A 13,250-nucleotide genomic window follows, 5' to 3' on the forward strand; every position below is an offset into this window, starting at 1 on the left:
AAAACCGAGCCCATCAGGGAGTTGCTCCTTGATTTCGGCTCGGTTTATTTTGATTAATCCAAATGCTCTTCAATAACCTCGGGCACTTCGGTCAGCGCCGAAACGGTATATAACACATTATGCGGCTCTTGCTTCAGCTCGACCAGGTTATACTGCCATTCGCGCTGTTGTTTGATATAGATGCTGTTGATGCCAGCCGTCAGCGCCGGAATGACATCCGTGCGAAGCGAGTTGCCGATCATCCACGTATCGGAACGGGAGAATGTCCCCATCGTGAGGATTTCTTCCAATGCCGAAATGTTTTTATGCTGGCGAATGTAGATACGGTCTTTGAAGTAATCGGCCAGCTTCATCTGTTCGATTTTACGTTTCTGAATTCTGGTCTCGCCCCCTGTATAGAGGTGGAGGCAATGTCCATCCTCCTGAAGCTTCTCGAGCGTCTCGACCATGCCGGGGTAGGCTTCGATTTCCTGCTCATACACACTGAGTCCTAACTCGTAGAGAAGCTTCTCTTCCTTGCGCGAGCTTTCTCTTCCGTGAATGCGGCCGAAATAATGATACGTATCGATAAGGGACTGGGGAAAGTTCGCACTTGCAAATCCCAGCTTATCGATGCCGGCTACGTCGATCTCCATTTGCTTGGTCCGGACTTCTTCAGTAGTCAAGCCAACATGTTGAAACCATTCGGTCATCCACTCGAAATAATCACCGAGGATCAGATTGAAATATTTGTTGCAATGTACTAATGTGTCATCCATGTCGAAGATAATATGCTGCGATGTTTTACTCATGGTTCACTCCTTCTTGCTATGAAAGTCGAATGTAAGTCTCCAGGAACATCTGAAGCTCGGCAGCCCCATCCGGCCGCAGGCTGAATCTTTCGTTATTCTCGGACTTCAGATGGGAGCGCAGCAAGCCTGCCGCCCTCAATATCATCAAGTGGTGCATCAATTCCTCATAAGGCTGACCCAACTCGGACGCCATTTCGGACACGGCCTTCGGCTCATCTGCAATATATCGCAGGAGACGCAGGCGTTCAGGGTCCGCGAGAGCCTCGGTCATGCGGAGGAGAACGACGGGCGGCTCATCTTCCTCTTCTTCCGGGATATCGATAGGATACTGCAGCAGGAGTACGTTCTCATAGAAGCAATAGGTATTGATCGGCCGGAAATGCGTGCCCGGGAATAAGACTACGTTCTCCTGAGGCACGTCATCCAGTATAACCCCGCTTGAGGCATATTCGATCAAGTTTTCGTCGTCCATTTTCGGAAGGAGCATTCGTTTCTCTTCGGCATCTTCTTCCAGAAGCTGGTACAGGTCAGGCTCCACTTCCGAGAAGTAGTGCTCGTGCCAAAGCTTCATCAGCGGTGTATAGTTTTCTCGAATTCTAGATGTTTCATCCAGTGAGAGAGACGGCAAGTGAGGCTGAAGCAGGTCATGCAGCTCTTCCACGGCGGAAGATTCGATCCAGTTCAGAAAATCCGGGATTTCAAGGTGTTCTCCCCGAAGCATGATCAAAGCGTATAACACATCATAATCTCCGAGTGGCCATGAACGGGCTCGACTGAACTGGACACGAACAGGCTGAGGTAAACGCTCGTCCATCTCCGTTATCAGCTGTTTTCCGATATCCAGATTATCGGTCCATTTCCTTGTTGCATATATCATGAAGCTGCCTAGCAGCTCGTACACCATAGAGACATCGATACTAACTTTATATTTCATTAACGGATACCCTCCCAATTGATGGCATTGTTATTATTATGGCTTGTATGGATTGGGCTTGTCCACTATAATGTTCATTTGGCTGTTTAAATTCATCGTTTTTTCACATTAGAGGAGGACTATATTTCAGTGACAGAAGCTGTAACCCCCCGTCAGGGGAGAACTCATTATTTCATTTTAATTGCCGTCGTGGTTGCGGCAGGTTTAAGTCAGGGACTGTTATTACCGGTTCTGGCTATTTTTTTGGAACGGATGGGTATCTCATCCTCCATGAACGGATTGAACGCGGCGGCGCTATATGTAGGCTCGTTTGCCATGACGCTCGTTGCGGAAAGACTTCTCGGATGGGTCGGTTTCAAAAAACTGATCATTTCGGGACTTGTGATGGTAATGCTGTCGCTGGTCGCTTTTCCGTTGATTCCGAGCGTGGCCGTCTGGTTTCTACTGCGCGTGCTCGTGGGTATTGGCGATAGCGCACTTCATTATGCGGCACAGCTATGGGTGCTGATGATGTCAACGGTTAAGAACCGGGGGCGAAGCATATCCTTTTACGGCATGTCCTACGGTTTGGGATTCAGTATAGGGCCGCTGGGCATTCCGCTGCTAAAGTATGGCGAGGCGGTACCGTTTATCATTCTGGCCGTGCTGTTCTTGTTCATTCTGTTGATCGTGCTCTTTAAACTTCCGAACTTGAAGCCGGAAAAAAACGAGAATGGGGAGCAGCAGCCGGCTGGACGCTATCTCAAAAGCTACCGCCTGGCCTGGTTTGCCTTGATTCCCGCGTTCCTCTACGGATATATGGAAGCAGGCATTAACAGCAACTTCCCGGTCTACGGGCTAAGAAGCGGGTTTACATTGGGCGAAATTTCGGCACTGCTTCCTTTTGTCGGCATCGGCGGTCTGGTGCTGCAGCTTCCCCTCGGCATTTGGAGTGATAAATTCGGACGCAAACGGGTGCTGACAATCGCCGGTATTGTGGGCGGGTGCTGTTTCTTGCTCATTCCTGCAGCAGGAACGAATTTCTGGGCAACCTTACTATTACTAACGCTGGCCGGCGGCCTGGTTGGATCCTTCTTCTCCCTCGGGTTGGCTTATGCGGCGGATATCCTTCCCAGAGTGCTGCTGCCGGCGGCCAACGTCGTGGCTTCCTTCCATTTTAATGCGGGCAGCATAGCAGGTCCGAATGCGGGGGGCGCTATCATGGAAACGGGGTGGAACGGAGGGATCTTCGTTCTGCTTGGTGGATTGTATATTCTGTTTGCGTGTACGGGATTATGGTTTAAAGTCACAACAGCATCAACACAAAAATAGGAATGTGTGTTCTCATGGCAATTGCTTTCGCTTTCTTCTAAACTAGAGAGTAGGAATATGCACTTGACGGGAGAGACGATAACATGATTAAAGTGGATCGGCTGAAGAAAACGATGGGTCCTGAACGCACACCGGTGTTAAAGGATATCACTTTTCAGATGGAGCACGGGGAAATGATCGGTCTGATCGGTGCGAGCGGAAGCGGGAAAAGCTTGTTGATGAGCTGTCTATCCATGCAGCAAAAATGGGACGGCGGCAAATTAACGATTGATGGCGAGGATATGATGAATCCTGCGGGAAAACGGAGAATTCGCCGGGAATGGGCTTATCTTGAGCAGAACCCGTCCTTGAATGTGAATCGAACGGCGCTTAAGAATGTATTGATCGGACAATCCAGCCAAACACCGCTGTGGCGGATGGTAACCGGAATGGTCCGGTCTGATGATTATATGGGAGCTATGGATACGATTGAGCACCTGGGCTTGTTGGACAAGGCCAAACGAAAGGCCGGCGAGTTAAGCGGCGGCGAGAAGCAGCGGATTGCGATTGCCCGCGCGCTCGTTCATGGTGCCAAGGTGATTTTGGCGGACGAGCCGGTCACGGGACTTGATCCGGCTTCGGCCGAGCATGTATTGAAGACACTTAAAACCTTGTGCGAGGAAGAACGTTTAACTGTATTTACCGTGATTCCCTTGGAGCTGGCCGAGAAGTATTGCACCCGGATCATGGGTCTATCCGGCGGAGAACTGGCCGTGGATGTGACCGGAAGACGTTTAACCCATGGCGAGAAGTCAAGACTGTAATTATCGATCACCAAAGACGCCAGGTGAATGTATAGAAATGAGTTGATACTTATTGAAATATAGAGTGATGCAAGCCCTCTTGGCAGGCTTGTTACTATTTATCCTAAGCGGCTGCACGTTTATTCAGGACCCGGTGTCTTTAATGAAGCGACCGGATTTACCGACGGATAAAGCGACGCTGAATGGCGCCATTCAATCTGCGCTTCTGAAGAAAAAGCTGAATGCCGGTGCCATTATCCGGCCGCGAAGTGACGTGGATAGCAGTTCCATCCGTATTCATGACCTGGACAACGACGGGATCATGGAAGCGGTCGTCTTCTATCAGACGCCGGACGATGAAGTGAAGATCCATGGCATGATCATGCAGCAGCAAGGCGATACATGGGTGAAGAAGCTTGATTTCGATGGAGAAGGGACGGTATTGGAGTCGTTTGATTTCGTCGATTTTACGAATGACGGCAAGGTCGATATCGTAGCCGGATTCTCCCGCGGCGAAGAGAATCTTCAGAACCTGCTTGCTGTGTATTCATTCTCCGGGGATTCGCTCGAAAAAATACCGGCTTTGCCATATACACACTTTAATATCGGAGACATGAACGGGGATAAGATCAACGATATTACGGTTGTCTATCTTCAGCAGAAAGAGCTCTCGTATATCAGCACCTATCAATATGACAAATTCGAGGACGCCTTTGTCGAGCTGAACAAGCTGGAACTGGGACCGAATATCGAAAGTTATTACAATGTTGTCGCAGGTAAAGTGGCCAAGGACAAAGAAGGTATCATCTTGGACGCTTCGGTTGTATCCAGCTCTTCTTATTCCAAGCTCATTATTATGGAGGAAAACCAGTTTATTGACGTCCTCCAGGATGAACTGCTTACCTACAAGGAGCTGCCTGTCGAGAGCGAAGATGTGAATGATGACGGTATTTTGGAGTTTGGTGTTCTTATGAGGCCAAGCGGCTGGGAAGATCGGCTTATCCTGGATGAGATCCCGTTCTTCACCACGTACTTCCAGTGGGACGGAGAGGTACGGGAGAGCAATGAAAAAGAAGGGCTTCAATTCGTACTCCAAAGGTACTACGATATGAACAATCACTTCTATCTGGACTTTCCGCCAGACATGTACAATAAGATTACCATCACGCCGGAATCCAACAAAAATGCTTATTTAAACTTTGTCATGACCGATACGGGAGAGTCCGTTGCAGAGATTAAATTCTTTTCGACGGCCCAGTGGGAGAAAGCCGAATCCGATTGGGAGATTTTGGTGAAGGAGAAAAACCGCGTGATTGCTTACCGAAGTCATGGCGATCTGAAACTGAGTAAAAAAGATAAAAAGCCAAACAGCAATAATGTGGCTCCTATCGAAAGAAAGGGGAACTAGACCTTGAGTAAAGTGCTCATATTAGAAGATGAAGAATCTATCCGCAGTTTTATCGTAATTAATCTGAAACGAAACGGCTTTGAAGTTCTGGAGACTGGGGACGGCAACGAAGCCCTTCGTATGCTGCAAACGACGCCAGATATCGATATCGCTTTGCTTGATGTCATGGTACCGGGGATTGACGGATTTGAAGTATGCCGCAGAATTCGGGAAACGAACGAGCGGATCGGGATTATTTTTCTGACGGCAAAAGTTCAGGAGCAGGATAAAGTGTATGCTCTCTCCGTCGGAGCCGACGACCACGTAAGCAAACCGTTTAGTCCGACGGAGTTAATCGCCAGGCTGCAATCTCTGCTGCGGAGGGTGAATGTCCAGCGTGCGGGAGCCGCCAAGGTATCATTTCAATCAGGTCCCTTTACGCTGGATTTGATCTCCAAGCAGTTTAAGAAGAACGGGCAGCCGGTGGAGCTGACGCCTACTGAATTTTCGCTGGTGCAGTTTTTCCTGGAGAAAGAAAACACGCCGCTTAGTCGTGATGTGCTGCTCGATCACGTATGGGGCAAAGAATATATGGGTGACCCCAAAATCGTGGACGTGAACATTCGGAGACTGCGCCAAAAAATCGAAGGCAATCCTTCCGAGCCGGAATACCTCCAGACGGTATGGGGACACGGCTATAAATGGAAGGGTCAGGGACAATGATCATCAAAAAAGGCATTCGGCGGCAAATCGTGCTGCACTACTTCCTGGTAGTGTTCATCGCCTTGCTGCTGATTGAGGTTATATTTCTAATCGCTTTACGATCGTATTATTACGATACGGTATACAATCACATTGTGAATCATATTAATACCGCCAACGATTTCTATCAGCCCTTTCGACTGACCTCGTCGGACAACGTCAACCAGCTGAGCGAGATGGTTCGCCATTTTGAATTGTATACAACGGAGCTTCAAATTCTGAATCCGGCGGGTCAAGTGCTCTCAACATCTACCGGCTTCGAAATAGAACAGACCATCAATACCAGTGATGTCACCCAAGCGCTTGCAGGCAATACGAGCCGTTGGATTGGCAAGCAGCAAGGTACGGGGCAGATCGTTATGGCCGTATCCCAAACCGTTTCGAACGGTTTTGAGAAAACCTACATTCTTCGCTATGTGACTTCGCTTGAGTTCATTAACGACAAACTGATGAAAATCACACTGTTTGCCGTCAGCATCGGAGGGGCCGTGTTAGCGCTAGTGCTTGCCTTCAGCATTGGGCTGGCCAACTCCATCGTAAAGCCGCTCAACAACATTACGACGGTATCCGCCCAGATGGCCAAGGGCAAGTTTAACGTGAGAATCAAAGGCGACTATAAATATGAGCTTGGCGAGTTATCGTCAACCCTGAACTACATGGCGCAGGAGATTGTTCGAAGCAACCAGGTGAAGGATGATTTTGTTTCATCCATTTCGCATGAGCTGCGGACTCCGCTTACAAGCATAAAGGGCTGGAGTGAAACGCTCGACTCCGGCGGCTATGATCCGGAAGAAACGAAGATCGGGATGCAGATTATTACGAAGGAAACCGATCGCTTGATCGGTCTTGTTGAAGAACTGCTCGACTTCTCCAAGCTCCAGCAGAATGAGATGAAACTTGTGAAGGGTATCGTGAATTTACGGGAGCTTCTGCAAGAGATTATGCTCAATCTGTGGACCAAGGCTGAGAAGAAGGGCATCCAGATCAAACTGGAGACCGACGAAAAACCGATTATCTATGGGGATGCCAACCGCTTGAAGCAGGTGTTTCTGAATATTGTGGACAATGCGATTAAATTCTCGCATGAGAACGGCATAATCAACCTGTCCTTCGCTATGGAAGACAAGTTTGTTGTCGTAACCGTGGAGGATCACGGTATTGGCATATCGGACGAACACCTGCGGAGGGTAAAGGATCGGTTCTTCCAGGTTAATCCGCTGAACGGGGGAACGGGACTGGGTCTCGCGATTACACAGCAGCTCATTGAGCTTCATGGAGGCACGATGGAGATGGAAAGCGAGCTCGGGCACGGAACATCCGTTATCGTCAAGCTGCCGCTGCCTGAAGGGAAAATACCGATGGCCGGCGGATTAGAGAACGGTGAGGATGACGAAGCCGGACCGACAGTATAAGCTTTGCCGGGTTACCGGCAAAGCTTTTTTCTAAAGATTAACAGAATTCAAAAGTTTCTAGCGAAGCGTGAGCAATTCTGAAGCATAGGCTCCACTTTGTGGGGTATTGTATTGGGGCCCCGGCAAAGTATTTGGAATAAGTTTCGAAGCATAGACTCCACTTTGTGGGGCTGTTAAAAGGGGGAGAGCGAAAGTGGGGGACACAGAAGCAACATTTTCTACTGAGCAAGGTCTGTTTGAATTAAAACGGGCTGAAGCAGAACAGGCAGGGGAGATGCTGTCGCTTCTCAAGGAAGCGGCGGAGGTGATGGAACAGCAAGGGCGCAAGCAGTGGAGTCCATCGCTCTTTTCCTTGGACTTGATGGAGCAGTATCTGGCGGAGCGTGAAGTGTTTATTCTGTGGCATGAAGACATGGCCATCGGCATGTTCACGCTGCAGTATGGAGACCCAGCCTATTGGGGAGAGCGGGACGATCCGGCCTATGGTTATCTTCATCGGCTGACCGTACGCGCCTTCTATCGGGGACTGGAGCTTGGAACGAAGATGATTTCTTTTGCAGAATCGTATTTGTTATCCAAGGGTAAACAGGGTTTCAGGCTGGATTGCGTATCCCATCTGCCGACGCTGAACCAATTTTATCAGCGCCAAGGATTTCAGTTCGTGGCTGAGCAGGATATGGGTGGTCGCTTCGTGAATTTATATGAGAAGCGTTTTATTTCATAATTTTACGTGTTACAAAACCTAAGTCGCATGCGCTTGAGATACAGTCAGCAGGGCACGATACATGAGAAAAAGCGATCCGTCACGGATCGCTTTTTTGTATAAAAGTCTGAAGGGATTTATCTCAGAGCTAATATTCTGTTGAAGAAACTCGTTTAAGATGAAGAGACATTAGCCCGCAAGCGTCCTTTTTCGTATACATCCTGAAGCAGTCGGGACGGCTGGGTACGAATGGTTGGTTTCGGAAGCACGGCCTCGTAAGGTCCAACAACTACAACGTTGCCGGGAGCCCCTTTTACAATCGCTCCATCCTTGATGATCGCTCCCTCACCGATGATGGCATGCTCGATATGGACGCCCTTGCCGATTTTGGCATTCGGCATGACCACACTGTCCTTGACGATGGAGTATTTGCCGATCTCCGCACCGCAGAATATAACGGAGCTCTTGGCTTTTCCTTCGAAGGTGCATTGGTCATGAATCAAGCAGTCTGTGTGTTCCGTATTGCGGTTCCGCGCCGCCGCCAGTTTGGTCTTCCATGCTCGGGTATACATAGGCCAATCGGATCTCTCCAGGACTAGCTCGTTTTGGCTAAGCACATCCATATGGGCTTCCCAGAGGCTTTCAACAGTGCCCACATCGCGCCAGTAGCCCTGAAAGCGAAACGCAAGCAGTGATTCTTCTCCGACCAGCATCTTAGGGATGACATCCTTCCCGAAATCATGGCTGGAGTTTGGATCAGCCGCATCTTCAATGAGGTGCTGCTTCAGATAGTCCCAACGGAACAAATAAATGCCCATCGAGGCGAGGTTGCTTTGTGGTTCTGCCGGCTTTTCGGCAAATTCAATGATATTGAGATTGTCATCAACGCTCATGACGCCAAACCGGCTGGCGTCTTCCCAAGGTACTTCCATCACGGAGATCGTGGCAGGTGCCGCTTGTTTCATGTGGGCATCAAGCATTTCGCGGTAATCCATCTGGTAAATATGGTCCCCTGATAGAATAAGGACATGTTCGGGATTTTGATCGTCGATGTATGGAATGTTTTTATAAATGGCGTCTGCTGTACCCAAGTATCCGTCTTGGTGTGTGCTGTTGGATGGAAGCAGAGCAATGCCTTCACGTCCTGTATGTGTTAGTCCCCAGGGTTCGCCTTCACCGATATGTTCGTGTAATGATTCTGCCTCATATTGTGTAAGCACTCCAACCGTATCGATTCCGGAGTTCACACAATTGCTGAGAGGAAAATCGATTATACGGTAATGTCCGCCAAAAGGAACGGCGGGTTTTGCCAGCTTAGACGTAAGGGGAGCTAATCGTTTACCTTCTCCACCGGCCAGAAGCATAGCAATACAGTCTTTTCTCTTCATCACGTTTCCCTCCCAATGTATTTTCACGTTGTACATTACATAAACGACATTCCCGGGGTTTGAAACGATTATATTGAAAAAGTAAATTGAAAATTACAAAATTATTTTTCAGGGACATTTTTTATTTTCAACATGGTTAGAATGGGGTAATAGCACTAATAATATGGATTTTTAAGAAAAAGCGGGTGACGATGATTGAACCAAGCAGTTAGGGAAGGAAACATGACTCCGGAACAATTGTATTTATTTCATGAAGGAACCTGGTATCACAGTTACCAATGCATGGGCGCACACCGTGTTACTGAAGATGGACAAGAAGGCGTGCGTTTTACGGTGTGGGCTCCGAATGCAAGGCAGGTGGGTCTTGCCGGAGACTGGAACGGCTGGGACGGTTCCCAAGACACGTTATATAGGATGCCCGATTCGGGAATTTGGAGTCGGTTTTTCCCTGGGATGGAGACTGGAACTTTTTACAAATATCATATCACCGGACCGTATGGAGAAACGTTCTTGAAGGCGGATCCGTACGCGTTTCATGCCGAAATTCGGCCTGCAACGGCATCGGTCGTGACCGATCTCTCTGGTTATCATTGGAATGATGCTGCTTGGAAAAGAAAGAACAAATCCCCCTACACCAAGCCGATGAACATATATGAAATGCACTTTGGAACCTGGCGGCAAAAGGAGAACGGCTCGTTCTATACATACCGCGAGCTGGCGGACCAGCTGATCCCCTACTTGCTGGAGATGAGTTATACCCACGTGGAATTCATGCCCTTGGCTGAGCATCCGTACGACCTTTCGTGGGGGTATCAGGGAACCGGATTCTATGCGCTGACGAGCAGATACGGAAGTCCCCATGATTTCATGTACCTTGTGGATCAGCTGCATCAAGCTGGTATTGGCGTGCTCCTCGACTGGGTGCCCGCACATTTTGCCAAGGATGCCCACGGGCTTCGACTATTTGACGGGGCGGCTCTTTACGAGTACGCAGACCCGCAAAAAGCAGAGAAACCGGGCTGGGGAACACTGTCTTTCGATTATGCCAAGCCAGAGGTGATTTCATTCCTCATCTCCAATGCCTTATTTTGGATGGATATGTATCATATTGATGGTCTTCGTGTTGACGCTGTGACAAGTATGATCCGGTTGGATTTTGAGAAGCGCGAAGGTCAATACAGCCCTAATGAACATGGTGGCTTGGAAAATCTCGAAGCGATATCCTTTCTGCAGGAATTGAATAAAGCCGTGTTTCGCTATTACCCGAATGCCTTGATGATGGCCGAGGAGTCCAGCGCATGGCCAGGGGTTACGGCACCCGTGCACGAAGGAGGCCTCGGCTTTAATTACAAATGGAACATGGGCTGGATGAATGACACGCTGTCCTATGTGGAGAAAGAATTCGATCAGCGGCCTACCCATCATAATTTACTAACATTTCCCATTTGTTATGCCTATTCAGAGAATTTTACATTACCGCTGTCACACGATGAAGTCGTCCACGGGAAGAAATCACTGCTTAATAAAATGCCGGGAAGTTATGAGCAGAAGTTTGCGGGACTCCGAATTTTGCTCGGATATCAGGTTACCCAGCCCGGCAAGAAGCTGCTGTTTATGGGGGGAGAGTTCGGTCAGTTCATTGAATGGAAGGATCAGGAGCAGCTGGATTGGCTGCTGCTGGACTACGAAAGCCACCGGAAACAGCTGGCTTATACGGCAGCGTTAAACCGCATGTATGTGGAGGAGAAGGCGCTATGGGAGCAGGATCACCGATGGGAAGGCTTCGAGTGGCTCAGCGCCGATGATCATGAGCAGAGTGTACTATCGTACATGAGAATGGGCACAAAACCTGGCGATACACTGATTGTCGTCATTAATTTTCAGCCCCGGGCATATGACCAATATCGGATCGGCTTACCGAGAGCGGGACAGTACGTGGAAATATTGAATTCCGATCACACCGATTATGGCGGCTCCGGACTGGTCAACAACGAAGATATGAAAGCCGAGAAGAAGGCCTGGCATGGCCAAACCCACAGCCTGGAGATCAAGCTGCCTCCGTTAGGCATGGTCGTGTTAAAGAAAAAGCCGCGTTCCAGAAAATCGCAGGCTCGACAGGACGCTTCACTCAAGGAGGCAGCAGTAACAGAGAAGACGGCACGGAGAACCAAGCGAAATCAAAGGGGGAAGCAGGATTGAAATTGTTATTTGCAGCTTCAGAATGTGGACCGTACATCAAGACAGGCGGATTGGCGGATGTGATCGCTGCTTTGCCTAAATCCCTTCGTGGCATGGGCGAGGATATTCGGGTGGTTCTTCCCAAATATCGAGGAATTCCTGAGGAATACCGGGAGCGTATGACTCATGTAGGGGAAACCCGGGTGCGGGTAGGCTGGCGCGAGCAGTATTGCGGCATCGAATCCCTGGTAGAGGACGGGGTCACGATCTATTTCATAGATAATGAATATTATTTTGGCCGCGACGGCATTTATGGGTACATGGACGATGGCGAGCGCTTTTCGTTCTTCAACCGCGCCGTCCTCGAGATATTGCCGGTTATCGGCTTTCAGCCGGACGTGCTTCACTGCCACGATTGGCATACGGCCATGATTCCGCTGCTTCTTGAAGATGTCTACCGCCATGATCCTTACTATGCGGAGATTGGAACCGTATTTACCATCCACAATTTGTTGTATCAAGGCGTATATCCATACGAGGTGCTGGTTGATCTGCTTGGAATCCACAGCCGCCATTTCACAGCGGACGGCGTGGAATATTACGGAAACGTGAATTTCATGAAAGCGGGAATCGTCTATGCAGATCATGTAACGACGGTTAGCCCGACATATGCCTCGGAGATCCAGACCGGTTATTACGGATACGGACTCGACGGGCTTTTGTCAGCCCAAGGTTCGAGATTGAGCGGCATCGTGAATGGCATTGATACCAAGAGTTACAACCCGGCGACCGATCCGCACATCGCGATGAAGTTCCGGAGCGGCCTGAATAAGAAAACGCAGAATAAAATTGCCCTGCAGGAAGAGTTGAATCTTCCGGTGGCCCCGCATATTCCGTTGATGTCGATGGTGACGCGGCTGGTCGATTCGAAGGGACTCGATCTGGTCATCCGGATTCTGGATGAGCTGCTGTACTATGATGAGATTCAATTTGTCGTTCTGGGAACGGGAGACCCTTCATATGAACATTGGTTCCGGGAAGCGGCCAATCGGTATCCCAATAAAATGTCGGCCCAGCTTCGGTTCAATGAACCGTTGTCCCGGCGCTTCTACGCTGGCAGCGACCTGTTCTTGATGCCTTCCAAATTCGAACCGTGCGGTATCAGCCAACTCATCGCCATGCGTTACGGCAGTGTTCCGATTGTCCGCGAAACAGGCGGACTGAACGATACGGTTCATGCATATAACGAGTATACGGGGGAAGGGAACGGATTCTCTTTCAAGGATTACAACGCGCATGATATGATGAACACGATCCGGCGCGCAACCTCTATTTACCGCATGCCTGAGCACTGGCGTAAAGTGAGCAAGAACGCCTTGGGCGGGGATTACAGCTGGAACGTTTCAGCGAAGGAATATCAGGAGATATACCATCAAATCACCAAATCACACGCTTGAACCATAACAAGAAGACAGGGGTGCAAGGATAGCCGAATAACGCTGCTATCCCTGCACCCCTGTGTGCTTGTTGAAGCTCGGTATGGATGCTATGGTGCCAGTTGGTCTGAGGCTTCATATCCCTGATCTAGGAGTGTGTATCACA

At 49.3% G+C, this 13,250-nt stretch carries 11 protein-coding genes; 8 read left to right on the plus strand and 3 right to left on the minus strand.

Annotated elements, in window-relative coordinates; translation table 11 throughout:
• Window positions 1–53 precede the first annotated feature (53 nt).
• Together PAEVO_RS04715 and PAEVO_RS04720 are read right to left on the minus strand one after the other, a co-directional pair.
• Window positions 54–791 (minus strand): HAD family hydrolase, encoded by a 738-nt coding sequence (locus PAEVO_RS04715; protein WP_100536494.1) that lies wholly within the window; start codon window positions 789–791, stop codon window positions 54–56.
• 16 nt (window positions 792–807) lie between these two features.
• The gene (locus PAEVO_RS04720) at window positions 808–1,725 is read right to left on the minus strand and encodes an ArsR/SmtB family transcription factor (protein WP_100536495.1); all 918 of its coding nucleotides are present in this window, start codon (window positions 1,723–1,725) and stop codon (window positions 808–810) included.
• Between the two features lie 129 nt (window positions 1,726–1,854).
• Here PAEVO_RS04720 and PAEVO_RS04725 point away from each other — a divergent pair, with 129 nt between their 5' ends.
• The 6 genes from PAEVO_RS04725 (at window position 1,855) to PAEVO_RS04750 (ending at window position 8,103) form a co-directional block, all read left to right on the plus strand.
• The gene (locus PAEVO_RS04725) at window positions 1,855–3,036 is read left to right on the plus strand and encodes an MFS transporter (RefSeq protein ID WP_100536496.1); all 1,182 of its coding nucleotides are present in this window, start codon (window positions 1,855–1,857) and stop codon (window positions 3,034–3,036) included.
• Window positions 3,037–3,119: 83 nt separating this feature from the next.
• A complete protein-coding gene (locus PAEVO_RS04730; protein WP_100536497.1) occupies window positions 3,120–3,839 on the plus strand; it encodes a phosphonate ABC transporter ATP-binding protein in 720 nt (239 codons plus the stop codon).
• 88 nt (window positions 3,840–3,927) lie between these two features.
• Complete coding sequence (locus tag PAEVO_RS04735; RefSeq protein WP_243390627.1) at window positions 3,928–5,226, plus strand: FG-GAP repeat domain-containing protein; 1,299 nt, start codon at window positions 3,928–3,930, stop codon at window positions 5,224–5,226.
• 3 nt (window positions 5,227–5,229) lie between these two features.
• Complete coding sequence (locus tag PAEVO_RS04740; protein WP_100536498.1) at window positions 5,230–5,928, plus strand: response regulator transcription factor; 699 nt, start codon at window positions 5,230–5,232, stop codon at window positions 5,926–5,928.
• Window positions 5,925–7,379, plus strand: a complete 1,455-nt coding sequence (locus PAEVO_RS04745) for a sensor histidine kinase (RefSeq protein WP_100536499.1) — start codon at window positions 5,925–5,927, stop codon at window positions 7,377–7,379. Before PAEVO_RS04740 ends, PAEVO_RS04745 begins: the two co-directional genes overlap by 4 nt.
• A gap of 193 nt (window positions 7,380–7,572) precedes the next feature.
• Window positions 7,573–8,103: a GNAT family N-acetyltransferase gene (locus PAEVO_RS04750; protein WP_100536500.1), complete on the plus strand. Its 531-nt coding sequence runs from the start codon at window positions 7,573–7,575 to the stop codon at window positions 8,101–8,103.
• 152 nt (window positions 8,104–8,255) lie between these two features.
• On the opposite strand, the gene PAEVO_RS04755 is transcribed toward PAEVO_RS04750, so the two are convergent.
• Window positions 8,256–9,470 carry a glucose-1-phosphate adenylyltransferase gene (locus tag PAEVO_RS04755; protein WP_100536501.1) on the minus strand — a complete coding sequence of 405 codons (1,215 nt, stop codon included), beginning with the start codon at window positions 9,468–9,470 and terminating at the stop codon, window positions 8,256–8,258.
• 222 nt (window positions 9,471–9,692) lie between these two features.
• On the opposite strand from PAEVO_RS04755, the gene glgB reads away from it, so the two are divergent.
• On the plus strand, window positions 9,693–11,669 hold the full coding sequence (gene glgB, locus PAEVO_RS04760; protein ID WP_100536502.1) for a 1,4-alpha-glucan branching protein GlgB: 1,977 nt from the start codon (window positions 9,693–9,695) through the stop codon (window positions 11,667–11,669).
• Window positions 11,666–13,105, plus strand: a complete 1,440-nt coding sequence (glgA, locus tag PAEVO_RS04765) for a glycogen synthase GlgA (protein ID WP_100536503.1) — start codon at window positions 11,666–11,668, stop codon at window positions 13,103–13,105. Before glgB ends, glgA begins: the two co-directional genes overlap by 4 nt.
• Window positions 13,106–13,250: the final 145 nt, after the last annotated feature.

This window comes from Paenibacillus sp. GM2FR, assembly GCF_002803325.1.
Lineage (GTDB): Bacteria > Bacillota > Bacilli > Paenibacillales > Paenibacillaceae > Paenibacillus_AQ > Paenibacillus_AQ lautus.